25 protein-coding genes are annotated in these 23563 nt (G+C 44.0%); 9 read left to right on the top strand and 16 right to left on the bottom strand.

Annotated features, from left to right (window positions below):
* Positions 1-123 precede the first annotated feature (123 nt).
* The 6 genes from QZX97_RS10775 to QZX97_RS10750 all read left to right on the top strand — a co-directional run bounded on the left by QZX97_RS10775 (position 124) and on the right by QZX97_RS10750 (position 6990).
* The gene (locus QZX97_RS10775) at positions 124-1308 is read left to right on the top strand and encodes a DEAD/DEAH box helicase (protein WP_295649840.1); all 1185 of its coding nucleotides are present in this window, start codon (positions 124-126) and stop codon (positions 1306-1308) included.
* A 133-nt stretch (positions 1309-1441) separates the two neighbouring features.
* A complete protein-coding gene (locus QZX97_RS10770) occupies positions 1442-2539 on the top strand; it encodes a VWA domain-containing protein (protein WP_295649842.1) in 1098 nt (365 codons plus the stop codon).
* Between the two features lie 99 nt (positions 2540-2638).
* Complete coding sequence (locus QZX97_RS10765; protein WP_295649845.1) at positions 2639-4132, top strand: sigma 54-interacting transcriptional regulator; 1494 nt, start codon at positions 2639-2641, stop codon at positions 4130-4132.
* A gap of 9 nt (positions 4133-4141) precedes the next feature.
* Positions 4142-5422 carry a metallophosphoesterase gene (locus tag QZX97_RS10760; protein ID WP_295649848.1) on the top strand — a complete coding sequence of 427 codons (1281 nt, stop codon included), beginning with the start codon at positions 4142-4144 and terminating at the stop codon, positions 5420-5422.
* Positions 5423-5456: 34 nt separating this feature from the next.
* Positions 5457-6338: a UbiA family prenyltransferase gene (locus QZX97_RS10755; protein ID WP_295649851.1), complete on the top strand. Its 882-nt coding sequence runs from the start codon at positions 5457-5459 to the stop codon at positions 6336-6338.
* Positions 6339-6342: 4 nt separating this feature from the next.
* Positions 6343-6990 (top strand): class I SAM-dependent methyltransferase, encoded by a 648-nt coding sequence (locus tag QZX97_RS10750; protein ID WP_295649854.1) that lies wholly within the window; start codon positions 6343-6345, stop codon positions 6988-6990.
* On the opposite strand, the gene QZX97_RS10745 is transcribed toward QZX97_RS10750, so the two are convergent.
* The 4 genes from QZX97_RS10745 to QZX97_RS10730 all read right to left on the bottom strand — a co-directional run bounded on the left by QZX97_RS10745 (position 6987) and on the right by QZX97_RS10730 (position 12682).
* On the bottom strand, positions 6987-7676 hold the full coding sequence (locus tag QZX97_RS10745) for a response regulator transcription factor (protein ID WP_295649856.1): 690 nt from the start codon (positions 7674-7676) through the stop codon (positions 6987-6989). The two genes, QZX97_RS10750 and QZX97_RS10745, sit on opposite strands and share 4 nt — an antisense overlap.
* Positions 7677-7688: 12 nt before the next feature.
* Entirely contained in the window at positions 7689-9329 is a 1641-nt protein-coding gene (locus QZX97_RS10740; protein WP_295649859.1) for a HAMP domain-containing sensor histidine kinase, read from the bottom strand.
* Between the two features lie 13 nt (positions 9330-9342).
* The gene (locus QZX97_RS10735) at positions 9343-11187 is read right to left on the bottom strand and encodes a prolyl oligopeptidase family serine peptidase (RefSeq protein ID WP_295649862.1); all 1845 of its coding nucleotides are present in this window, start codon (positions 11185-11187) and stop codon (positions 9343-9345) included.
* 208 nt (positions 11188-11395) lie between these two features.
* Positions 11396-12682 (bottom strand): DNA methyltransferase, encoded by a 1287-nt coding sequence (locus tag QZX97_RS10730; protein WP_295649864.1) that lies wholly within the window; start codon positions 12680-12682, stop codon positions 11396-11398.
* 44 nt (positions 12683-12726) lie between these two features.
* Here QZX97_RS10730 and QZX97_RS10725 point away from each other — a divergent pair, with 44 nt between their 5' ends.
* The 3 genes from QZX97_RS10725 to rfbC are packed head-to-tail and all read left to right on the top strand — an operon-like array spanning position 12727 to position 15406.
* On the top strand, positions 12727-14532 hold the full coding sequence (locus tag QZX97_RS10725) for a tetratricopeptide repeat protein (protein WP_295649865.1): 1806 nt from the start codon (positions 12727-12729) through the stop codon (positions 14530-14532).
* 21 nt (positions 14533-14553) lie between these two features.
* On the top strand, positions 14554-14856 hold the full coding sequence (locus tag QZX97_RS10720; RefSeq protein WP_295649867.1) for a DUF4286 family protein: 303 nt from the start codon (positions 14554-14556) through the stop codon (positions 14854-14856).
* Between the two features lies 1 nt (position 14857).
* Positions 14858-15406, top strand: a complete 549-nt coding sequence (gene rfbC, locus QZX97_RS10715; protein ID WP_295649869.1) for a dTDP-4-dehydrorhamnose 3,5-epimerase — start codon at positions 14858-14860, stop codon at positions 15404-15406.
* Here the strand turns inward: rfbC and QZX97_RS10710 are convergent.
* From QZX97_RS10710 to QZX97_RS10655, 12 genes are all read right to left on the bottom strand, one after another.
* Positions 15403-16164: a metallophosphoesterase family protein gene (locus QZX97_RS10710; protein WP_295649870.1), complete on the bottom strand. Its 762-nt coding sequence runs from the start codon at positions 16162-16164 to the stop codon at positions 15403-15405. The genes rfbC and QZX97_RS10710 overlap by 4 nt on opposite strands.
* 62 nt (positions 16165-16226) lie before the next feature.
* A complete protein-coding gene (locus tag QZX97_RS10705) occupies positions 16227-17096 on the bottom strand; it encodes an OmpA family protein (protein WP_295649872.1) in 870 nt (289 codons plus the stop codon).
* Positions 17097-17167: 71 nt separating this feature from the next.
* The gene (locus tag QZX97_RS10700) at positions 17168-17830 is read right to left on the bottom strand and encodes a DUF2461 domain-containing protein (protein ID WP_295649874.1); all 663 of its coding nucleotides are present in this window, start codon (positions 17828-17830) and stop codon (positions 17168-17170) included.
* Positions 17808-18215: a DUF983 domain-containing protein gene (locus QZX97_RS10695; RefSeq protein ID WP_295649876.1), complete on the bottom strand. Its 408-nt coding sequence runs from the start codon at positions 18213-18215 to the stop codon at positions 17808-17810. The genes QZX97_RS10700 and QZX97_RS10695 overlap by 23 nt, the downstream gene beginning before the upstream one ends.
* A gap of 37 nt (positions 18216-18252) precedes the next feature.
* Entirely contained in the window at positions 18253-18528 is a 276-nt protein-coding gene (locus QZX97_RS10690) for a hypothetical protein (protein ID WP_295649878.1), read from the bottom strand.
* 24 nt (positions 18529-18552) lie between these two features.
* A complete protein-coding gene (locus QZX97_RS10685) occupies positions 18553-19125 on the bottom strand; it encodes a DUF420 domain-containing protein (RefSeq protein ID WP_295649881.1) in 573 nt (190 codons plus the stop codon).
* A 22-nt stretch (positions 19126-19147) separates the two neighbouring features.
* Positions 19148-19855 carry an SCO family protein gene (locus tag QZX97_RS10680; protein WP_295649884.1) on the bottom strand — a complete coding sequence of 236 codons (708 nt, stop codon included), beginning with the start codon at positions 19853-19855 and terminating at the stop codon, positions 19148-19150.
* An 11-nt stretch (positions 19856-19866) separates the two neighbouring features.
* A complete protein-coding gene (locus tag QZX97_RS10675) occupies positions 19867-20217 on the bottom strand; it encodes a cytochrome C oxidase subunit IV family protein (RefSeq protein ID WP_295649885.1) in 351 nt (116 codons plus the stop codon).
* 21 nt (positions 20218-20238) lie between these two features.
* The gene (locus QZX97_RS10670) at positions 20239-20955 is read right to left on the bottom strand and encodes a cytochrome c oxidase subunit 3 (RefSeq protein WP_295649887.1); all 717 of its coding nucleotides are present in this window, start codon (positions 20953-20955) and stop codon (positions 20239-20241) included.
* Positions 20956-20974: 19 nt separating this feature from the next.
* Complete coding sequence (locus QZX97_RS10665) at positions 20975-21550, bottom strand: cytochrome c oxidase subunit 3 (protein ID WP_295649890.1); 576 nt, start codon at positions 21548-21550, stop codon at positions 20975-20977.
* A gap of 2 nt (positions 21551-21552) precedes the next feature.
* Positions 21553-22419 (bottom strand): heme o synthase, encoded by an 867-nt coding sequence (gene cyoE / locus QZX97_RS10660; RefSeq protein ID WP_295649893.1) that lies wholly within the window; start codon positions 22417-22419, stop codon positions 21553-21555.
* Complete coding sequence (locus QZX97_RS10655; protein ID WP_363152344.1) at positions 22416-23543, bottom strand: COX15/CtaA family protein; 1128 nt, start codon at positions 23541-23543, stop codon at positions 22416-22418. The genes cyoE and QZX97_RS10655 overlap by 4 nt, the downstream gene beginning before the upstream one ends.
* Between the last annotated feature and the right edge of the window lie 20 nt (positions 23544-23563).

Raw genomic sequence — 23563 nt, 5'->3', positions numbered from 1 at the left:
TCACCCGGCACAAAACTTTTAACTCTCGCTTAAAAAAGCTACCTTGCGCTATTTAACAGCATCTACAATTTGACTTTCGCAGATTTTAATTTCAACGAACACTTATTTGAGGGTATAACAAGCATGGGGTTTGATACGCCCACGCCCGTTCAGGCTGAGGCCATCCCTATCATATTATCCGGTCGCGATATCATCGCCTGCGCGCAAACCGGGACCGGTAAAACCGCCGCTTACCTGCTGCCCGTTATCGAGCACATCAGCAAGCTGGAGAACCCCAAAATCAATACCCTGATACTGGCCCCTACCCGCGAACTTGCTCAACAGATAGACCAGCAGATACAAGGCCTGGGCTATTTTACCGGCGTTACCAGCATTGCCATATTTGGCGGCGGCGATGGTATGGTTTACGAACAACAACGCAAAGGCATTGAGCATGGCGCCAATATCCTCATTGCAACCCCTGGCCGCTTATTGGCCCACCTATCGAGCGGTAAAGTAAAGCTGGATGATCTTAAACACCTGGTATTGGACGAAGCCGACCGTATGCTCGACATGGGCTTTATGGACGACATTATGCGCATCATCAGCTTTCTGCCCGAAAAAAGGCAAACCCTGCTGTTTTCAGCCACCATGCCGGGGCGCATACTTAAATTGGCCAAATCTATTTTGCATGAGCCAGAACAGATCAGCTTAGCGATTTCTCAGCCTGCTGTTGGGATAGACCAGCAGATATATAAAGTTTTCGATAGTCAGAAAACACCTTTGATACAGTCCCTGCTAAAAGATTCCAACTATACCAGCGTCATCATCTTTTGCGGGATGAAGGAAAAGGTGAAAGAGGTGTTCAAAGTGCTGAAAGGAATGAAATTTTCGGTCATGGCCTTCCACTCCGACCTGAAACAATCGGAACGCGAAGATATTTTGCTCGATTTTAAAAACCGCAAACTACAGGTTTTGGTTGGTACCGATGTGCTTTCGCGGGGTATTGATGTGGAAGGGATTGACCTGGTAATGAATTACGATGTACCCGGCGACCCCGAAGATTATATCCACCGCATAGGCCGTACAGCCCGTGCCGCAACTACCGGCACGGCCATTACTTTGGTGAATGAGCGCGACCAGCGCAAGCTGCTGGCCATCGAGGCCATGATAGGCCGCCCCGTACCCGAAACCGAACTACCTGAGGAGTTCGGCGAAAAACCGGTATTCAAACCGGTAAGCGCCCATAGCGGCGGAGGTGGTGGCGGATTCAATCGCCGCAAAGGTGGTGGCGGCAAGGGCGGTAACTGGAAAAAGAAAAAAGCGTAGGCATCGGCGATTCGCAACCTTATCAACAAGCGTTGTAAATATCGCGTCATAAAAAGCTAAAATGCCTTTGGCGTACAGGCATGTTTAAAACTAATGTCTTAAATTCGGCGTTAGTTTAGCACGAAAGGATATTATGCGCGGTTTTGGCTTCTCAAAATTTACTCCACAGCAATTTACAAAAGGCAGTTTCGACGAATTGTTGAAACTGTTTATGGAATTGCTCAACTATACCGCCGGCGATGCCGGTGAAGCGCTGCAATGGCTCAACGAACTCGATAAACAATACAAACTCACCAACGACGAATACGGCATCGGCGATTTTATAGACGAACTGAAACAAAAAGGCTACCTGGGCGAAGACGAGCAAAGCGGCGAATTTAACATCACCGCCAAAACGGAACAGGGCATACGCCAGTCGGCATTGGAAGAGATATTCGGCAAACTCAAAAAATCAGGCAAGGGCAACCACCGTTCGCCAAAAAGCGGGCAGGGCGAAGAGAAAAACTCAGAGCGCCGCGAGTTTGAGTTTGGCGACAGCCTCGACCGTATCGACATGACGCAAAGCGTGCACAACGCGCAGATCAATCATGGTATTGATGATTTCCACCTCACCGAGCGAGACCTGGAAGTAGAGGAAATGGACTTTAAAACCCTCACCTCAACCGTGCTGATGATCGATATATCGCACTCCATGATCTTGTATGGCGAAGACCGGATAACCCCGGCCAAAAAAGTAGCTATGGCTTTAGCCGAACTCATCAAAACCAAATATCCCAAAGATACTTTGGATATTGTGGTGTTTGGTAATGATGCCTGGCCTATCACACTGAAGGACCTGCCATACTTACAAGTTGGCCCGTATCATACCAATACATATGCCGGCCTGGAACTGGCTACCGACCTGCTGCGCCGCCGTAAAACGCATAACAAGCAGATATTTATGATTACCGACGGCAAGCCAACCTGCCTGAAAGAAGGTACAAAATATTATAAAAACAGCATCGGTTTGGATAGAAAGGTGGTGAACAAAACATTGAACATGGCTGCGCAATGCAAGCGGTTGAAAATACCCATCACCACGTTTATGATAGCGAAGGACCCTTACCTGCAGCAGTTTGTGCGCACCTTTACCGAAACCAACGGCGGCAAAGCATTTTACAGCTCACTGAACGGTTTAGGTGAATATATTTTTGAAGATTACATCAGGAACCGGAGAAGGACGGTGAGATAAGTCTTGAGTCGCGAGTCCTAAGTCGGGAGTCAAGAAAAAATAACAATATTAACAAACTATCCGGACTCTGAACTAAAAACTCCGGACCAAGAACTTAGCATGAGCATACCAAACATAAAAACATTAGGCCAGTTAAAACAAAGCGGCTACGTAAGCCGGTCGGTAAAAGACGAGCTGCGCGGCAATTTAATTGAGCAATTACAGAAACATGAAGGCGGTTTTGAAGGCATCATTGGTTACGAGGATACCGTAATACCCGACCTGCAAACCGCTATCCTGTCGCGCCACAACATTTTGTTGTTGGGCTTACGCGGACAGGCAAAAACCCGTATCGCCAGGCTGCTGGTTAATTTGCTGGATGAGTACATTCCTTATATCGAAGGTTCGGAATTATATGACGATCCCTTCAACCCGATATCCTGGTTCGGGCATAACGAAGTATTGACCAAAGGTGATGACACACTGATTGCCTGGCTGCACCGCTCCGAACGCTATACCGAAAAACTGGCCACACCCGATGTTACCGTTGCCGACCTGATAGGCGATGTGGACCCCATCAAAGCCGCTACGCTCAAGCTGACCTATTCGGATGAGCGGGTACTGCATTTTGGTTTGATACCACGCGCGCACAGGGGTATCTTCGTCATCAACGAACTGCCCGATTTGCAGGCGCGCATACAGGTTGCACTCTTTAATATCCTGCAGGAAAAAGATATCCAAATCCGCGGTTTTAAATTACGCTTGCCTTTGGATCTCCAGTTTGTATTTACTGCCAACCCCGAGGATTATACCAACCGTGGCTCCATCGTAACACCATTGAAGGATCGTATCGAGAGCCAGATACTGACACACTACCCGCACTCTGTAGAAATTTCAAGGAAGATTACCCAGCAGGAAGCATCATTAACGGCTTCGCAAAAGGCGACCATCGAAGCAGATGGTTTGGTGAAGAACCTGGTGGAGCAGATCGCTTTCGAGGCGCGCAACTCCGAGTATATAGACAAAAAATCGGGTGTATCGGCAAGGCTCACCATTTCGGCTTACGAGAATCTGATCAGCAATGCCGAGCGCCGCATGATCATCAACCGTGAAAAGAACACTTTTGTACGCATTTCCGATTTTCTGGGCGTTATCCCGGCCATAACAGGCAAAATTGAGCTGGTTTACGAGGGCGAACTGGAAGGGCCTGCCAAAGTGGCAAACATCCTCATCGGCAAGGCTATCAAGACTTTATTGCTGCAATATTTCCCCGATCCGGAGAAAGCAAAAAAATCGAAAAAAGCCAACCCGTATGCCGAAATTATTGAGTGGTTTGGCAATGGGAACACTTTATCGGTGATTGACGACCTGCCTTTGCCCGATTATAAAAAGGTACTCAATTCGGTAACGGGGCTTAAAGCGCTGGTAAAAACTTTCCATCCTAAACTGGCAGAAAACCAGCAATTATTACTGATGGAATTTGTACTGCACGGTTTGGCAGAGTTTTCGCAGTTGAATAAAGGATTTTTAAACAACGGTTTCGCGTTCTCGGATATGTTCAACAGTTTGTTCAACATGGAACCCGACGAGGACATGGACGACGACCGTTACTAATTTTTTATTTTGGGACAGATTGTAACCATATTAATCGTTTGTATCGGCTTATTGATAGCCGACGTATATATCATCAGTGGCATAAAGGGAATTTCAAAAAAATGGAAATTTCCTAAAAAAAAGTCGTTTACAAGGTGGTATTGGGGCGTATCGATATTTTTGATAGCTGGTGTTTTAGCGAGTATCTACCTTAAGTTTGGCGTTGGCGTTAAAGCTGCGTTTTTATTGGTGTTCTTTTTAGTATTAATGGCTAAGGTGCTGTTTTTGCCCTTTATCGTTGTCGACGATATACGCAGGCTAATTTTATTTAGGGCGAGAAAGAACAAAACCGCAGAACCCGAATTTCCGGCCAGCCACCCCAAGCCCGACAGTATACCCCGTTCCGAGTTCTTAATGAAAGCCGGTTTACTGGCAGGTTCATTACCCTTGGTAACTATGGGCTACGGCGTTATATCCGGCGTTTACGATTATCGGGTCAAACATCGTGTGCTGTACCTGCCAAACCTACCCAAAGCCTTTGACGGGATAAAACTCGGGCAACTATCCGACATACATTCGGGCAGTTTTTATAATAAGAAAGCGGTAGCAGGTGGTGTAGAAATGTTGTTACGGGAAAAGCCAGACTTCATTTTCTTTACCGGAGACCTGGTAAACGACATGGCCAGTGAGATGCGCGAATACCAGGACATCTTTGCCAAGGTGAAAGCTCCGCTGGGCGTATATTCATCGTTGGGCAACCATGATTATGGCGATTATGCGCATTGGGATAGCCTCGAAGCTAAAAAGAGAAATCTGGATGATTTAAAGGCTACCCATAAAAATATGGGTTGGGATTTACTATTGAACGACAGCCGCCGTTTAAAAGTGGACAATGAAGAAATAGGCATATTAGGCGTGGAAAACTGGGGGAGTTTAAGCCGTTTCCCAAAATACGGACGGATAGACCTGGCCGAAAAAGGAACGGATGGCCTGCCTGTAAAACTGCTACTCTCGCATGACCCATCGCATTGGCGCGCGCAGGTGCTGGACCATAAGGATATCGATGTGATGTTTGCCGGGCATACCCATGGCATGCAGTTTGGCGTACAAACCAAATACTTTCAATGGAGCCCTATACAATATGTGTATAAAGAATGGGCCGGTTTTTATCGCGAAGGAAATCAGCAGTTATATGTAAATACCGGATACGGCTTTTTAGGTTATCCCGGCCGGGTTGGAATATTGCCCGAAATAACGATATTTACACTCAAAGCCTCAGCCGATCCTGCGCTTAAGAATATCATTTCATAATCTACATAGTGGGCAAGGGCTTTAATTTGCCGCTATGAAAACGTTTTTTAAGCCATTTTTCGATTCTTTGCTGTTCAGCAATCTGTTTATGGCACTGTGCGCGGTGGCACAGGCCCTGGTAACTTTACAGCTTATCGGTGCGCGGCCCACCACTTATCCACTTTTTGTGCTCCTCTTTGTATCCACCATTTTTACTTACAATCTCAATGTTTTTGCGGGCAAGCCGAAAGAGCCCCAAGCATCGCCTTTTTTGCGTGTGCGATGGTTTTTTAAACACAACAAAGTTATGGTGCTTATCACCATCATCTCGGGCATTGTGTTGATGCCTTTGTTTTTCCTGCTATCGCCGGTTTCACAAATATTGCTGGTATTCCTTTCTGTTTTGTCCATAGGGTATGGTTTACCCATATTTTCCATCCGTGGTAAAAAGTTCGGCTTACGTAGTGTGCCCGGCATCAAATCGTTGATGATTGCCCTGGTTTGGACCGTAAGCGGCGTGCTGTTGCCCATATTTGAAGCCGAACGGGCGCAATTGGTCCGTCTGTCATTTTCAGATGAAGCCATCTTGTTCGCCAAACGATTCGTCTTCATTTTCGCGTTGACCATCCCCTTCGATATCCGCGACCTCTTTCAGGACAGCATTGAAGGCGTAAAAACAATCCCGGTTATTTTTGGAGAGAAAAAAGCCTACCTTTTTTGCCAGGCCTTATTGGCTATTTACATGGTGCTGTTGTTTTTGTTCAGGGGCAACGGCTTTAGTCCCGATTTCTTCGCACTGGGGCTCACCACCATCCTGACCGGCTGGCTCATCTTTAAATCGGAATGGGAAAAGGATGAGTACTATTACTTTTTTTACATGGATGGCATATTGATATTGCAATATGTCATTTTGTTGGCCTTTAAATTCATACCCTGATCGCATGGCCTCGAACTACGATAATTCAGCATGGTTCTATGATGGCCTATCGCGCGTAGTGTATGGTAATGCTTTGATTAGTTCGCAGGTTTATTTGCTGCAATTTATCCCCTCCAATGCAACTATACTCATTGTCGGCGGTGGCACCGGCCGCTTATTGGAAGAGATTGCCAAAATATACCCAAGCGGTTTAAACATTACTTACGTGGAGATATCTGCTAAGATGATGGCCATCGCAAAAAAGAAAAACCACGGTAATAACCGGGTAACCTTTATTAATGAGGCGGTTGAAAATGTACCCTTCAGTCTATCTTTTGATGTAGTGATAACGCCGTTTTTGTTCGATAATTTTACCGAGAAAACGCTTCAGACCGTATTCAATCACATTAATAGCTTGCTTAAAACCGATGGGATATGGCTCTGTAGCGATTTTCAAATAACGGGAGCATTGTGGCAACGCGCATTGCTCAAAACCATGTACATTTTCTTTAAGCTCCTTTGCAGGATAGAAACCACCACCATGCCCAACATCGAAGCGCAATTCAACGGCAAGGGGTACAAAAAAAAATCAGCGAAAACATTTTTCGCTGATTTTATAATCTCTACCGAATATCAAAAGTCTTGCCTCTTGATTCTTGCTTCTGATTTTTAGCTGCTGGTAAACTTATAACCAACCCCCCTTACGGTTTGCAGGTACAAAGGCGAATCGGGATTTACTTCTATCTTTTTACGCAGGCGCACAATGTGCATATCCAGCGTGCGGGTATTTACATCGGCATTATAACCCCAAACTTCCATCATCAGTTCGTCTCGGTTAATTACCTTGTTCTCGTTTTTAAGGAAGTACAACAAAATACGGTTCTCCAAAATGGTCAGCTCTACCCTTTTGCCATCGCGCAACAGCGTGTGGGTATTTGGGTGATGCTCCATATTGGCAAATTTGTATGATTCTGGCTTTTCGCTGTTGAGAGTAAATTTTATCTTATTGTCTATCATCGCCACCAGCACATCCATATTAAAAGGTTTGGTGATATAGTCGGACACGCCGAACTGGTAGGCCTCAATTTTATCGATGTCCTGTGCCTTGGCGGTCATCATAATCACCAGTTTATCAAAGCCTTTATCGCGGATGGCAGTACATACTTCCGATCCCTGCTTGCCGGGCAGCATCCAATCCAACAAAACAATATCGGGTTTTTCGTCGAGTATCATTTTTTCGGCGTCTTCGCCGTTCGATGCTTCCAATACTTTGTAACCTTCCAGTTCTAACCGTTCGGCAACTAAAAACCGCAGGTTTTCGTCATCTTCAACTAAGGCTATTTTAATTTCTTTGTTCATAATCGGTATCAATTAATATGGTAATACTATCTTAAATTCGGAGCCCTGGTTCAGTTTGCTCTTAACACTGATCTCGCCATTCATAAAATTAACCAGTTCTTTGCAAAAAGCCAAACCCAATCCCACGCTGCCATTCTGGTTATATTGGCTTTCTATCCTGTAAAACTTTTTAAATATGTTATCTATCTCATTTTTCGGAATGCCGATGCCTTTATCGGTAAACAAAAAAACGATGTCTTTTTTCGTACCCTCAATATCGATGTTCAGTTCTTTCCTGTCGGGCGGCGAATATTTATAGGCATTCTCGATCATGTTCTGAAAAATACTGCCCAATAGCACTGGGTCCGACTCGAACGAACCTACATTTTTTATCCTGCAAGTCAATTTAAACTTCGGATACTTAATTTTAAAGGTATCGATATATTTCTGAACAAATTCATCCAACACAATTTCTTCCTTTTTTATTTGTATCGATTTGTTTTCGAGTTGTGTAAACGAGAGCAGGCGGTTCATCAAGTCGTTCAGCTTATCAGCCTCTTCATCCAGTATTTTGCCGTAATGCCTTTGCTGCCTTTCGGTAATAGCAGTTTCGGCATTGCGCAAATTGGACCCGGCAATTTTTATCACGCTCACGGGCGTCTTAAACTCGTGTGTAAAGTTATTAATGAAATCGTACTGCAACTTAAACAGTTTATGGTTTACGTTCAGGTTACGGTAAATAAGCCAGCCGATGCAAACTATAAACAAATATACCACCAGCACGGCTGCCCCGATGGGCAAAAAGTTACGTATTACCTCGGCGGTAATAAAAGCTTTCGACGATTGAAAATACAGCTTATACTCTGAGAATGCACCGGGCAAGGGAATTTCACGGAATAAGTTTTGGTCATTGTCGTCCTGCAGGGGGTCGTAAATGATTTGCTTGATACTGATTTTTTGGTAAAGCTCGGGGCGGGTATTTCTGATAACCAGTTTATTGGGATCCAGGTAAAAGGTCATCATATCGTGCTGGTAAACAGACAATGTAGATGTATTTGATAGCAGGTCCTTCAATTCTTCGAGCCGCGGTATGTTGAGATAGCTTATTTTACCGGGTTTGATATCGTACGATATCCCGTAGGTTTCTTCGACCGAGTACAACCTTGAGGTATCCGCAGTTTTGATAAAACCACCCACTTTCGCCTTCATCAATTTAAAATCGTCGCTGCTTTTCGCTTCTACATTCGGACTGCTTTTTATCTTACCACCGCTATCAGGGCTAAAATGATAAGCCGAGCTTATCGCGATATCCTTCCCTTCCGCTTTTGCTGAATGGCCGTTGGTGTGGTTACTGATAGTGAAATGATAAAAGTCGACGCGTTTAACAAAAGGGTAATCGCTGAACACGGAATCAGCATACTCGGAAGCTGATTTTTTTGTAAAAAAACCTCGGTAGTTATTGATTTCGGGTATTTTATTTCTAAACAGGTCATCATATGGTCGCATAGTGCGCTCCATTACGGCGATGGTGCGGGTAGAAAATTCACTTTCTACAAATTTACGGGTAAGCCCAAAGGTAATGAGTAAGGCCGCAGCCAAAATACCCGACAATAGCACAATGAATGCAATAATCAGTAGAAGGTTTTTGCGGTATATATATTTTTGCTTGGTCATTCAGCAATATGCCTCACTTTTGGCCCAAGTTGGTTTCGAGGAATTTTTCTAGGTCCTTATACATATCAAGCCGGTGTTCGCGGGGTAAAAAGTTGCTGTCATTATTTTTTTTGCCGCTTATATCGGTTACATGCACACCATTCTTTTTCACTTCGCTGATAAAGGTAGCCAATTCATTGGCGTTAAGCTCTCGCGGGCCCGGAAAAACGATAAGCGGAACCTTGATTTTATTGGCATTAAAAATGGGGGATATGGCCCTAAACTGATCGGCATCCGTTTCGGGATTGCCCACCATTTCGTAAAGCATGCTCAACTTGGGTTTCAAAAAAGGCGGCACATCGCTAAAATAAGTGAACATATTAAGCAAAGGCGATTGTACCGCAACGCAAGCATACAAGCTTTGGTGGAAAGATGCGCCATACAATGCCGAAAATCCGCCAAAGCGTGAACCAAAAATGGCTATTTTTTTAGGATTGGCTATTTTTTGGGCAATAAGCCATTCTACGCCGTCGGTAATGTCATCCTGCATTTTACCTCCTACCTGTTTAAATCCGGCGCTATAAAATTCTTTACCATACCCGGTAGAGCCGCGATAGTTTACCTGGAAAACGGCATACCCTCGGTTGGCCAAAAATTGCACCTCTGCATTATAACCCCATTTGTTGCGGTTCCAAAAATCGCTGTGCGGCATTACCACCACCGGCAAGTTTACGGAGTCGGTGTTTTTTGGATAAGTCAAATACCCATTAATCAACGTTCCGTCGCCGGCCTTAAACGATATAGGCTTCATTTCGCACAGGTCGCCCTGGTTAATGCCCGGGTTCATATCGGCCAGTTTTACCAATTTTTTGGAGCCGGCGGTATAAAGATAAGTCGACCCCGGATTACGGTCGCTCGAGGTATTGATCAGGAAATTTTGTTCGGTTGTATCCCTGTCGGATATCCTGATCTCATCGCCGGGCAATTGCTGTTCCAGGTCCGCGTAGATGGCGTTCATCCGGGCATCTAAAATATGCCTTTTAGGTTTGGCCTCCTGCCAGGTAACCATTTCGAGTCGCTGTTTGTATTTCGAATAGCTCACCTCATCAATATCGGCCTTGTCGCTCGAGAATATCACTTTTTCCTCTTTCGCGTTATCGGCATTGATATCCACCAGGGCTATTTTATCACGGTTAACGTTTGATTTAGCGTAGAAATAATTGCCGACACCTGTAAAAGCTATCGGCTCAACCAGGTTCTTAAAATTATTACTTAAAATAGGTTTAAAATCACTATTGTCGTTCTGCCTGTACAAAATGGTTTCATTCACCCCATCTGATGATTTTTCGAGCCGTATGCCACCGTCCGGGTCGGTATAAAACTGGGTTACGTTACCGGGATTCTTGATATACATTTTCAACTCGCCGGTGGTGATATTCAAGCGGTAAACATCGAGGATGGTCGAATCGCGCTGATTCATAATGAACGTCAAAATATCGGGATGTTTAACACTACGGCCCAATAGCCTAAAACTTACCCGTTCATTATCAATGGAAAGTAGTGTGCGCGTTTTCAAAGTGGCCGCATCAATGGCAGATAGTTGAAAACCCCCGCGTTTGCGCGAGTATTTTGTGATGACGATTTGGTTATTGTAGGTCCAAAAGTGATCGCCGCGACTGCCCTGGTCAATAACCGACGTGTCTTCGACACCGGTAGCGATATTCCTTAAGATGAGGGTTTGCTTTTTTTTATCCCTTTTAAAATAAGAGATGTATTTACCGTTTGGCGAGATGTGAAAGTTGCTAACCTGCGCGTTAAAAAAAGCTTCAACAGGTATTTGTTCTTGCTTGCGATGGCACGAAAGTGCCGAGACGAGCATAACAGCAAACAATAAAATTTTAAACCGGTTTAACATCTTTGGTCAACAATCCCTCCTTGTAAAGTAGAATCAGGTTAAATTATGAAAACGTAGGTAATTAACAGCATTGTCACTACAATTTTACCAAGTCCCTTGATGATAAACGAAAGCATTAGGTCAGTTAATTCCACTTTAAATTTATAAAAATCGATGCATTATTGAAAACAGCTCATTCAAAAAAATTGCATTTAATATCATTTTTGGCAAAGTTAGCTTTGATAACGGCTAATGAGGCCGGCGAATTATCAATACCGACCCATTTCCTGACCAACTCATTGGCGATGTATAAAGTACTGCCCGACCCGGCAAAGCAATCTAATACCAGCGAACCGGGGTTTGAAGAATTAAGAATAATGCGCTTCAACAAATCGTGGTTTTTTTGTGTGGGATAGTCCACAAAGGAGAGCCCTTTATCTTTAAACTCCCATACGTCCTGTATTTTAATCCCTTTATGCTCTTTTGCCAACACAATTTTCCGTGGGTTACCTTTGTCAGACCATTCGATGAATCCCGATTCATTTAATCTCGTTAATTCCTCGCGACTATAGCGCCAGTGCCGGCCGGGCGGCGGCAACATACCGTTCCATTCTTTCCCGGTGTCGCCATCTAAAGTTACACCGGGGGCATGCAAGGGGTGAGTAGTGTATTGCCCGTGTACAGGGTGTGTTTTCGCGAATAGTTCGTCGCGTTTTTTATTTGTGAAATCGTCTTTCACATCGTTCCAAATATTTTGGTCCCTTTGCTTGGCGTAAAACAATATCATGTCCGAATAGTTGCCGTAGGCATTGCGGGCAAAGTTTTTAGGGTTACATTTTATACGGGTAATATCGTTGATAAAATTATCGAAGCCAAAAACCTCGTCCATTATAATTTTAACGTAGTGCCCTATTTTTTTATCAATATGGAGATAAATACTGCCCTTGTCCGACAAAAGTTCGCGCAGGATGATGAGCCTTTTCCGGATAAATTCTAAGAACTCGCCGTTCAATAATTTATCCGAGTAAGCGTGGTTTTGGTCGATACTGTTAAAATCCCTTCCGGTAGCAAATGGCGGGTCGATATAAATCAGGTCAACTTTGCCCTTTAGTTCAGGTAGCAGCGCGCGCGTCACTTCCAGGTTATCGCCAAAATAAACAGCATTGTACAGTTCATTGTGCGCATTAACAACTTGCTTTAACGCCGCATTAGCAGCCGTATTTAGTATTTCCTCTTCGGCATCCTTGTCGGGATACGTCAACGTGCAACCACGGGTCTCTTTCAAATAAGTATGGCTTAGGTCTTGCTTCGAAGAGTTTCGTTTAAAAAAATTCTCCAAAGCCTCACTTGGTATACGGTAACTTTTATTTATCTTGATGGCAACAATATCTTTGTTATTGATAAGTTTAGATAATGTTTGCCTTGTTATCTTTAAAGTTTGCGCTACTTCATCGATGGTGAGCAACTGATTCAATGGCATATAAGGATTTTTAACGCAAATTAACAAAAAACAACGAGTGACAAATGAAAATAGCGGCCACCATATTATTTGCGATACTATTTCATTTAACGGTTAGCGCCCAAACCGAAGACCTCCAACTTGCCCAACAGTTCTGCACCAACGGCGAGTACCAGAAAGCGGCTGACATTTATTTAAAGCTTTACAAGCAAAATAACGTGGCCTATTACAGTTTGTATGTAAAAAGCCTGCTCAACCTTAAAAAATTTGATGAGGCCGAAAGCATCAGCAAAAAAATGGTGAAGCAGCACCCGCATGAGTACCAGTACAATATTGCCCTTGCCCATGTTTATACCGAAAAAGGTGATAAGGACAAAGCCGAGGAAATTTACAACGACATTTTAAAAAACCTGCCGCCCGACCAAGGCGAAATCAGCAGTATTGCCACGCAGTTTTACCAATCGGAGAACCTCGACCTGGCCATAAAGGTATTTGAGCAAGGCCGCAAAACACTGCACAGCGATCAGGTTTTCAGCTCCGAACTCATCAGCCTTTATCGTTTTAAACACGACAAGGTGAATTTGGTAAACGAATACCTCAACTTGTTGCAAACCAATCCGGAGTATGTTTTCCAGGCAAAATCAATATTAGCCACTGTTTTTGAAAACGGCAACGATTACGATATGCTGAAAGTGGCTTTGCTAAAAGTAATACAGCAAAAACCGCAATTAACCGTATTTGCCGACCTGCTTACCTGGCAGTTTTTACAGCAAAAACAGTTCGACATGGCTCTAAACCAGGCCCTGGCATTGAGCCGCAGGCAAAATGATGGCGGCAACAGCATTTACGATCTGTGCCAAACCTTAACGGCTAATCAGGCTTATGATGAGGCCATCCGTGGTTACGAGTATATTGTAAACAAAGGCAAAGAACAGGACCTGTACATTCCCGCCAAGATGGCGCTGATAGATACCAAAGGACTCAAGATTACTTCGGGTAAATATGATCAGGCTGATTTGGTCGGGCTCGAAAAAAACTATACCGACTTGCTGGACGAAATTGGTCGTAACGAAAGCACAGCCTTTGCTATGGAAAAGCTGGCGAGGTTGCAGGCATTTAAACTCCACAAATTGGACGATGCGGAGAAACTATTGGAGCAAACCATCAACATACCGGGCCTTCGTTCCAATTTATTGGCCGAATGCAAACTTGACCTGGGCGATGTATACATGATGAACAATAAACCATGGGAAGCTACTTTGATTTACAGCCAGGTAGAAAAAGACAATATTGGCACCGCTATTGGTAACGATGCCCAGTACCGCAATGCAAAAATGGCTTACTATACCGGCGATTTTGTTTGGGCCAAAGGTCAGCTGGATGTATTGAAAGCGGCAACATCTGAACTGATAGCTAACGATGCATTAAACCTGTCGCTATTGATTTTCGACCATACCGCGAAAGATAGTGTGGGCAATCCGCTGAAAATGTATGCCCGTGCCGATTTGCTGATATTTAAAGAGGAGCCTGATAAAGCTATGATTACTCTCGATAGTATTGACAGGGTATACCCCGGCAACAATATGGTGAACGACATATTGATGGCCAAGGCCCGCATCATGATCCAAAAAAATGACTACGCGGGGGCTGTTATCGCCTTAAAGAAAATTGCCGAGGATGGTAAATTTGACCTTTGGGCCGATGATGCCGTGTTTATGTTGGGCGATATTTACGAAAAACACCTGGACGATAAAAAGCAAGCCCAAACTTACTACGAGAAAATAATTACCGATTACGCTTCGAGCTTGTGGATAAACGAAGCGCGTAAACGTTTTAGAACTTTACGGGGCGATTTGAAGCCGTCATCTTAAATAAATCGGTACTTTTGCCGCATGATCATTTTTAACGAAACCATCATTATCGACGAAAGTATAAACGATGAATGGCTTAACTGGATGAAAACCGTGCACATCCCGGCGGTTTTGGCTACGGGACACTTTAGCGATTACAGAATATTACATATTTTAAGTTCGCCAAACGAAGGGATTACGTACTGCGTACAATACACGGCCAATACCATGGAACACTACCAGGCTTTTGAAGCCAAACATTCGGTACATTTAAAAAATATCCATTTTAAAAAGTTTGAGAATAAATTTGTGGCGTTTGAAAGCGTTATGCAAACCATAGACTAACATGAAAGTAACCACACTGCCCATTGAAGGGCTATTATTGATAGAACCACGTATTTTCCCCGACGACCGCGGCTACTTTTACGAGAGCTATAGCGAAAAAAAATACCGCGATGCCGGTATTAATGTAACATTTGTTCAGGACAACCAATCCATGTCGTCAAAAGGCACCATGCGTGGCCTGCACGCGCAAGCGCCGCCATACGGGCAAGGCAAATTGGTACGGGTAACACAAGGCAGCGTGATCGATGTGGCGGTTGATATCCGCAAAGGCTCGCCAACATACGGGCAGCATTACGCCGTTGAACTGAGTGCCAAAAACCACCTGCAGTTTTGGATACCTGAAGGTTTTTTACACGGTTTTTTTACGCTGGAAGATGATACCGTTTTTGCCTACAAGATTACCAACTTTTATAATAAAGAATCGGAAATTGGAGCCAAGATAACCGACCCGTCATTTGGCTTTGTTTGGCCCGATTCGGCTAAGAATATTATCCTCTCGCCAAAAGATGAGGTATTACCCGATTTTAAAGATTTTGTGAGCCCGTACTAAGCAACCCGTAAATCTTTAGGCATACGGCCGTACAATAAGTATTTTGCCCAGTTATCGCTGCCATTGCTTTTAGCTGCTGCCGATGCGGCATGCCAGTCGTAAGTAACCAATACCTGCTCAATATTAATGTGGCTGCTTTCCGCAGTTACAATGGCGTATTTGGCGTGTGGCGTGTTCGATTCCATGGCAAAGCTGTATTCGCCTTTGTCCAAATAGGCCGGCAAGCCTACACTGCCCGGATTAAGGATGATCTTATCGTTCGATAGGTAAACCACCCTGTTTACATGCGAGTGCCCGCACAAAATAACGCGCTCTGCAATATGACGAGTCTTCTTAACCAGTTCCTCATCATTATGCACAAATACACCATGTGGGGTAACCTTTTCCAACAGGTACTCATTATCGCTTTCGGGTGTGCCGTGGCAAACAAAAAAAAAGTCGTCAACAGTTAGTGTTTGGGGCAGATTTCTCAGCCATTCAATAGTCTCGTCACACAACTGGCTTTTAACCCTTTCCATATTTTCCTTTTGGGATATTTGCCCAAGGCTTTCCAAAATCTCCCGGTCGGTATTGCCGCTAATACACAGCATCGGGTTTTCGCGAATGATCTCGGCAACACCTTCGGGCTCCAGCGCTCCAAAAAGATGGTCGCCCAGGTTAATAACGATGTCTATCCCGCGCGACTTGATATCTTTTAATACCGCAAGCAGTGCCAGCAAATTGCCATGTATATCCGAAATGACAGCGTAGGTTTTCATATCAGCATTAAATATCTCAATAACAAAAGAGCTCCCCGATAGTTCTCGGGGAGCTCTTAAATTTATTTTGAAATGAGGTTATACAACTCGTCGAGCTTTGGCGAGAGCACAATCTCTATCCTCCGGTTTTTGGCAAGGGCATCTGCCGTGGTTCCGGTATCTATTGGCTGATACTGCCCTTTGCCCGTTGCGGTTAAACGCTCGGGGGCGACATTCTCCACCTCGGTTAGGTAACGTGTTACTGAGGTAGCGCGCAATACGCTCAAATCCCAGTTATCTTTTATCTGACCAAGGCTCACCACCTTTTTATTGTCGGTATGCCCCTCTACCGAAATATTGATGTCAGTTTCCTTATTGAGCACCACAGCCAGTTGTTTGAGTGCGGCTTTGCCTTTCTCGTCGATGGTTATACTACCTGATGGGAACAACAGCTTATCGGTCAACGAAACATACACCTTTCCGTTACGGATATCCACCGTTAAGCCTTTTTCCTGGAAGCCTAACAAGGCTGCCTGTAGTTTTTCTTTTAACGCATTGGTCGCCTCATCGCGTTTACGCAAAATCTCTTCCACTTCCTTTAAACGGGCTTCGCGCTTTTGCAGGTCGCTGGATAGCTGACTCACTTTGCTGGTGGTAGTATTATAGGTGCTGTTCAGATCGGTGTATTTTTTGTCTAAGTCGGCGTATTTGGCATTTTGGTCGGCTATCTTTCCGTTCAGCGCATCAATATTGCCTTTCAGGTCAGCTATCTGCCGGTGTAGCCTGGCGGTGTCGGCCTGTAGTTTTGCCACCTGGTCTTCTAAGGAAACGGTGCGGTTACGCAGCGAATCTTGTGTGGCAAGCAGCGCTTTATATTTTTTGTTGGATAGTATCTGGCAAGAGTGTAAAGTGGCGCAGAGGAGCGCTAAAAGTAATACGTGTTTAAATTTCATATACTGTTAATATTGTGTGCCGTTTAAAAATTAACATCTTTAGGCGGCGATGGTTTTAGTTGACACTAAAGTTAAACAATTGCACTATTTAAAAACACCGTTAGCGGATAAATATTAGCTAACACGCCAGCCACCAGCTTTGGCGAATCCTTTTTCATCATATCTTCATCCGAAATTATATGTAATGCTGCAAAGCTTTTTAATTTTAGCAGGCTGATATTTTCGTTATCGGCATCATAGTCACGGGGCAAGGTCTTTAACTGCTCCTGATCGCGAAACTCACCAAACAGTTTTTTAAACGCGGGCGCATCGATTATTTTTTTTAGCTCTTCGGCATTATAATCAATTTCCTGCCTGATGGCTTTGAGATCGGCAGCTTCCGGCATCCAATATCCACCACCAGCCAGGCAGCGGCCGGGTTGTACTTGTACATAAAAGCCGATGTTTTCGCTTTTATTGCCCGGTTGAAGTTTGCCTATCCCGAAGTTGTTTTTGTAGGGTGTTTTATCGAGACTGAACCGGATGTCGCGGTATATCCGCATCACACATTTTTTGGGGTCGATGTCTGTAGATAAAGCCGGATTGATCGCTTTTAGTTCTTTGATCAGCTCGGCTGTAAAGTCAACAACATTGTCTTTGGCTTTATCAAACCGGGCTTTATTATCGGCAAACCACTCGCGGTTATTATTCTCGGCCAGATCTTTTAAAAAATCAAGTGTGGCTGATTGAATCATCGGTATCTAAACTTGGGTTATAGTGCACTTTGGGCGATAGCCAGTATAACAAAAACACCCGCGAATACCTGAACGAAACAGGGGCCAATATAAAACATCCACCCAAAATTACACCGATGTACAACCAGGGCGAAGTGGTGTTATGGGTTATCTGGTAGGTAAGCGTCCATAATATTCCGGCATACATTACATTCAGCGCGTAGCTTACATACATAGCTGCGTAAAAATAGCCCGGCTCAATCTCGAACTTCATGTTGCAATGCGGGCAGTTCTCGTTTATTTTATTGGTGCCGAAACTGTACATGCCGCCCTTAAACATATCGCCGCGGCGGCAGCGGGGGCATTTGCAATGGAGCATAGCCCATGATTTCGGAGTTTGGGGCATTTTATATGTATTACTGTCCGGGGTATACCGGGATGTTTTAATTCAGATGTATCTTGTCGTTGCGCATGTTAAGGCTCACATTTTTACGGCGGTATTTTTTGTACCATAAAAAGCCAATAGCACCTACTGCAAGGTAAGGTGCCGCAAGCAGGTAAACAATACCATTGTTTAAGCCTTTAGTTGTGTTAGCGCCGCTATGAGCGTTGGTAGCCACATTGGTTGAGCATACCGAACACTGCGCCATTGCAGGTAAAGCGCCCGATACCACAATGGCGAATACTACAAAAAGCACCAATATCCTTAGCAATTTCATAGGGCAAATTTACTCAAATTAAAGTTAAAAATGATAATAGGGTGATATCATCAGATACACAATTACACCAGTTACGGTAACATACAACCAAATGGGATATGCCCAATGCACCAGCTTTTTATGCTTTTCTACCTGCATTTGCAGACCGCGATAAAAGCTCAGTAAAATCAAAGGCAATACGGCGGCAGCCAGTATGATGTGTGAAATGAGGATAACATAATAAAAATATCGCATAAACCCTGCCGCATCAATCTCGGAGGCCGATAACACGCCATCACCGTCCAGGTCACCATATCTGGTTTCGGGGGCCAGGTAATGGAAAAGAATGTACGATACCAGAAACAACGACGACAAGATAAAAGCCAATATATTTACCCGTTTGTGCATGGCAATGTTTTTCTGCATGATAAAATAGAGCGATATCAGCAATAAAATACTGCAGGTACCATTCAATATGGCATTGAGTTTGGGCAAAAAGTAGGTAAACGAAGGCAACACCGCCGGTGCGGGGATGATTTTACGGTTCAATATTAAAACCACTAAAAAAACGAAGACGGATATGCCCGCCACAAAACGAAAAATAAATTTATCTGTCATAAAAAAATTGTAAACGTGTCTATTACATTTCGGGGGCTTTCACCTTCCGCAACTCTTCGGCTATTTGCACTTTTATTTCGTCGCTGAGCCGCAGCATGTCGGTTATCGATGTGCCCGAATAATAACCTCTAATCCGTCTGTCGGCATCAACTAACACCACTTTATCGCTATATATAAAATCGTCGCCCGTTTTAAATTCATTCACTAATAAACCGTTGCGTGCCAGGTTATAAACCTGTGTTGTATCGCCGGTTAAAAACTTCCAATGCTCCGGGTCGGCTTTTAAACGGGTGGCGTAATTACTGATTACCGGCACACCATCGCGTAGCGGGTCGATGGTGATGGATACAAAGCGCAGCAATTTGTTTTTCGCGTAATCCTTTGTCAGTGAATCGATGTTCCGGTTCACATTATCACACATCTGCGGGCCATGCGTATAAAAAAAGCTCACCACAAGTATCTTACCTTTCAGAGTTTCAAAGTTAACCTTTTTACCGTTTTGGTCTGTCAGCGTAAAATCAGGAATGGTGTGGTAAATGGTATCGTATATTACCTGCCCGTGAAATTTGTGAAAGGTTTTAGCCACCGCTTTTGGCCCGTAAACAGGCAGCGGTTTATAGCGGTTTTTACCTTTAACGGTGAGTAAATAATATAAAAATGCCGGTACTGCTAATATCAATACCAGGACTATAATCTTTTTTAGCGCAGCAATTGCCCGCGATGGTTTCATTGATTAACCAATTATGGCCTCCAAACGTCTATCCAATGATGGCTTTCGTTGGTCAATACCAAAATCAAACCGATAATGAACAGTATCGGTACGATGATGGTATAGATGAGCGCTACTTTTTCGAATTTTAAGTGCATAAAGTAGGCTACAATAAAAAACGCTTTAGCTAATGTTAAAACAATATAGATAGGGTTAGCGGCATGGTATGTAAAAATACCGTGCGGCACCAGGTACAAAGCGATGATAAACTCTACCGCCGTAATACCCAATAAGATGAAGAATACATTCCAAATTTTTGATTTGGTCATTGTTTCTTCGTGAACTTCGCCCTCGGCGTGTGTATGTGCTGCTTCTGATGACATAAATAAAATCAGATTAATAAATTAAACTAAATAGAAGAATGTAAATACGAATACCCAAACAAGATCTACAAAGTGCCAGTACAAGCCCACTTTTTCGACCATCAAGTAGCTCCCGCGTTTTTCATATGTGCCTTTTAACACATTGATAAGGATAACGATATTGATGATAACCCCGCTAAATACGTGGAAACCATGGAAACCTGTGATGGTGAAGAATAAGTTTGCAAATTGTTGCGAATAAGCAGTAGAAACAACCGCCTGCCCTTCAAAAAACTCTTTCAGTTTTTCCATATTAGGGATACTTCCCCACCAAAACCCTTCGCCATGTAGGTGCGTCCATTCGGCAGCCTGGCACCCCAGAAACATAAAACCACCAATGATGGTTGCCACCATCCACCAGGCTACTTCTTTCTTGGCATTACGGTGGCCGGCTTCAACGGCTAATACCATGGTTACCGAGCTCATGATGAGGATAAACGTCATGATACCAACAAAAACCAGCGGATAGCCTTTGTCAACTACAAAAGGTACAGATTGGAAAATTTTATCGGCAGCAGGCCACGCGTTCGAACTGAAACGTAGCGCACCGTATGCTATTAATAGCGACGAAAAGGTAAAGGCATCTGATAACAGGAAAAACCACATCATGATCTTTCCGTATTCCACGTTAAACGGAGAATGTCCGCCGGCCCATGGAGTTGTTTTAACTTCGTCGATTTCTGAAACTGCTGTACTCATTGCAATTAGTTTGTAATTTTTAGTATTGGTTCAAAAGTAAAAAAACATAGAGATAAATCCATATAATATCAATAAAATGCCAAAAAATACCGGCAAACTCCATGCGGAACAGATTTTTAACCTGCGGAATGTTCTTATAACTCCCCGAAAGGGCACGAAACAACAAACCAAGGCCTGCAATAACATGCAAAAGGTGCATCCCTGTAAACATGTAAATAAAGCTTTGCGAGGCATTGCTGTTTACCAGGTATACCTTCATATTCACCAAAAGAACCCATGCGTATATCTGTATGGCCAAAAAAGCGATGCCCAATATAGCCGTTAGCCATAAAAAGAGCCGTTGCTTTTCAAACTGCAATTGTTTGGCTGCCCGCGATGCAATGAACAACGTAACACTGCTGATAATGATGACGGCGGTGCTATACATAAAGGCATGAGGCAGGATAATTTTGATCCCCTTGCCCGACCCGCCCGAGTAAACGATAAAGCCGCTGGTTAAGGCCGCAAAAAACATAAATGAGGTGAAGATGAATAACCACATGTTAAATTTTTTGGGCGCAAGGTCAAGCTTGTCTTCTTGTTGTATTTGAGCCATAATCATGATTTAATTTTCCCCATAAAATCGAACAGTAAAACCAGTTGTACCAACGGTAAATAGAAGAATGAACCGTACATCAGTTTTTTTGCCGATTGGATTTCCAAAGTGCGCATTAAATTAAACGCGAGGTATAAAAATAGCAAACTGCTTATCAGCGAAACACCGCCTATTACATAACCGCCGAATCCCATGAACGTTGGCAACAGGCTTACCGGCACCAAAATTACGGTAATTATAAAAGTTATTATAGCGCTCACCAGGTTTCTTTTACCTGTTGGCAACAACCTGAACCCGGCCAGTTTATAATCATCGTCCAGCACCCAGGCAATAGCCCAAAAATGCGGGAACTGCCATACAAACTGTATACCGAACAATACCAGTGCTATCTCATCAATTTTTGGATGGGCGGCAACATAACCAATTAGTGGCGGTAATGCGCCGGGTATTGCGCCAACAAACACTGCGATAGGCGATTTACGTTTTAAAGGGGTATAAGCAAAGGCATATAAAAATATCGAAAAGATAGCCAAGTACCCTGCGGTTGGGTTGAGGTTGAACAACATTGCCGTGCCAGATATACCCATCAGCAAACCTAAGACCAATGCCTGCCCGGTCATCATGCGGCCGGAAGGGAGGGGCCTGTCGGCGGTGCGTTTCATCAGCTTGTCGAGGTCTTTTTCTATCATCTCGTTAAAACAATTGGCAGCGGCTGTAACCAAAAAACCTCCGGCAATCAACATACCCCAGCTTTTCCATTCGATAACGCCGTTTACTTTGCTTCCTATCAAAAAGGATATAGATGCCGAAAAGACCACCAAAAAGGTCAACCGGAATTTAATGAGTTTAGAAAAATCGCTCAACTTCATGCCGGTTCCCCCCAAACTTTAGCGCTGCGCCATAAATTAAGCAACAGGTAAAACTGCGCCCCAAAAAGCAAGCTTGCCAAAATAATATGTATGGCTTGCGCAGCGGGCGGCAAACTGAGGTGCTCCAAAACAACACCCGATACAATTTGCAACATAATAGCTAAAAAGCTGAAACTCATTACCTGTTGCTGCACCGAATGGCGACTAAAACCCCGGCGTATCAAAGCATACAACACCACATTGGCTATCATTACCCAAATGGCCAAATTGCGGTGGTTGTTAAAAATATTTCCGGCTTCGGTTATCCAGGTATCGCGACCCTGACCTTGCAGCCTGCCCGAAACAGTATCAATTACCTCGCGCACACCCGTGCCGATGGTGATTTGCACAATGCTTAATAGCAACACGATCACTGCCACAAAACGTACTATACCTTGAGTTTTAACAGGCACACTGTTACCCGCAATGTTTGCGGCATAGTAGGTGTATATGCTTAAAGCCAGTATAGCCAAAGCAAGCAGCATATGCACGGTAACTATCCACTCCACCAAGTTGGTAGATACCACGATACCACCCAGCCATCCCTGAAAACCAACAAGGAAGATATTGCCGACGCTGGCAAAAACGATGCGTTTTTTTTGTTTAAAATATGTGAACGAGAAATAGGCCGTAAGCAATAAAAATATACCCGATGTTACGCCCATCAAGCGGTTGATGTACTCGGTCCAGGTGCGGGCAGCGTTAAAATCTTCGGGTACTAAAATTGATTTGTCGTTACGGATACGAAGGGCCAAATCGGTAAAGCCAAATACATCGAGCGTATGCGCAAAACGCAGGTTTTTAGCTACCCTTTTTGCTACGTATTTCTCCTTGTAATCTTTGGGTATTTGCGATGCATCGGTTGGTGGTACGTATTGGTCAAAGCACTTCGGCCAATCGGGGCAGCCCATTCCCGAACCTGTACTTCGTACTACACCGCCTGCAAGTATCAATACAAACAGCGATAAAATAGTGAGCAGATTGACTTTTTGAAACCTCTTTTTCTCGGGCGATATATTCATCAGGTCCTTTCTAAAAATTTGGGGTACCTGTTCAGGAAATACATCCTTGGCCAGATACCCCAAAAAATCAGATTATTGTTATG

This window comes from uncultured Mucilaginibacter sp., assembly GCF_903893715.1.
Classification (GTDB): domain Bacteria; phylum Bacteroidota; class Bacteroidia; order Sphingobacteriales; family Sphingobacteriaceae; genus Mucilaginibacter.
The sequence above is the reverse complement of the archived record's forward strand: the minus strand, read 5'-3'. Positions and strand labels throughout refer to the sequence as shown.

What these genes read in the sequence shown, in the direction of transcription:
- QZX97_RS10775 (WP_295649840.1), top strand. Translation starts at nt 124, where the DNA reads ATGGGGTTTGATACGCCCACGCCCGTTCAGGCTGAGGCCATCCCTATC.
- QZX97_RS10770 (WP_295649842.1), top strand. Translation starts at nt 1,442, where the DNA reads ATGCGCGGTTTTGGCTTCTCAAAATTTACTCCACAGCAATTTACAAAA.
- QZX97_RS10765 (WP_295649845.1), top strand. Translation starts at nt 2,639, where the DNA reads ATGAGCATACCAAACATAAAAACATTAGGCCAGTTAAAACAAAGCGGC.
- QZX97_RS10755 (WP_295649851.1), top strand. Translation starts at nt 5,457, where the DNA reads ATGAAAACGTTTTTTAAGCCATTTTTCGATTCTTTGCTGTTCAGCAAT.
- QZX97_RS10750 (WP_295649854.1), top strand. Translation starts at nt 6,343, where the DNA reads ATGGCCTCGAACTACGATAATTCAGCATGGTTCTATGATGGCCTATCG.
- QZX97_RS10745 (WP_295649856.1), bottom strand. Translation starts at nt 7,676, where the DNA reads ATGAACAAAGAAATTAAAATAGCCTTAGTTGAAGATGACGAAAACCTG.
- QZX97_RS10740 (WP_295649859.1), bottom strand. Translation starts at nt 9,329, where the DNA reads ATGACCAAGCAAAAATATATATACCGCAAAAACCTTCTACTGATTATT.
- QZX97_RS10735 (WP_295649862.1), bottom strand. Translation starts at nt 11,187, where the DNA reads ATGCTCGTCTCGGCACTTTCGTGCCATCGCAAGCAAGAACAAATACCT.
- QZX97_RS10730 (WP_295649864.1), bottom strand. Translation starts at nt 12,682, where the DNA reads ATGCCATTGAATCAGTTGCTCACCATCGATGAAGTAGCGCAAACTTTA.
- QZX97_RS10725 (WP_295649865.1), top strand. Translation starts at nt 12,727, where the DNA reads ATGAAAATAGCGGCCACCATATTATTTGCGATACTATTTCATTTAACG.
- QZX97_RS10720 (WP_295649867.1), top strand. Translation starts at nt 14,554, where the DNA reads ATGATCATTTTTAACGAAACCATCATTATCGACGAAAGTATAAACGAT.
- rfbC (WP_295649869.1), top strand. Translation starts at nt 14,858, where the DNA reads ATGAAAGTAACCACACTGCCCATTGAAGGGCTATTATTGATAGAACCA.
- QZX97_RS10710 (WP_295649870.1), bottom strand. Translation starts at nt 16,164, where the DNA reads ATGAAAACCTACGCTGTCATTTCGGATATACATGGCAATTTGCTGGCA.
- QZX97_RS10705 (WP_295649872.1), bottom strand. Translation starts at nt 17,096, where the DNA reads ATGAAATTTAAACACGTATTACTTTTAGCGCTCCTCTGCGCCACTTTA.
- QZX97_RS10700 (WP_295649874.1), bottom strand. Translation starts at nt 17,830, where the DNA reads ATGATTCAATCAGCCACACTTGATTTTTTAAAAGATCTGGCCGAGAAT.
- QZX97_RS10695 (WP_295649876.1), bottom strand. Translation starts at nt 18,215, where the DNA reads ATGCCCCAAACTCCGAAATCATGGGCTATGCTCCATTGCAAATGCCCC.
- QZX97_RS10690 (WP_295649878.1), bottom strand. Translation starts at nt 18,528, where the DNA reads ATGAAATTGCTAAGGATATTGGTGCTTTTTGTAGTATTCGCCATTGTG.
- QZX97_RS10685 (WP_295649881.1), bottom strand. Translation starts at nt 19,125, where the DNA reads ATGACAGATAAATTTATTTTTCGTTTTGTGGCGGGCATATCCGTCTTC.
- QZX97_RS10680 (WP_295649884.1), bottom strand. Translation starts at nt 19,855, where the DNA reads ATGAAACCATCGCGGGCAATTGCTGCGCTAAAAAAGATTATAGTCCTG.
- QZX97_RS10675 (WP_295649885.1), bottom strand. Translation starts at nt 20,217, where the DNA reads ATGTCATCAGAAGCAGCACATACACACGCCGAGGGCGAAGTTCACGAA.
- QZX97_RS10670 (WP_295649887.1), bottom strand. Translation starts at nt 20,955, where the DNA reads ATGAGTACAGCAGTTTCAGAAATCGACGAAGTTAAAACAACTCCATGG.
- QZX97_RS10665 (WP_295649890.1), bottom strand. Translation starts at nt 21,550, where the DNA reads ATGGCTCAAATACAACAAGAAGACAAGCTTGACCTTGCGCCCAAAAAA.
- cyoE (WP_295649893.1), bottom strand. Translation starts at nt 22,419, where the DNA reads ATGAAGTTGAGCGATTTTTCTAAACTCATTAAATTCCGGTTGACCTTT.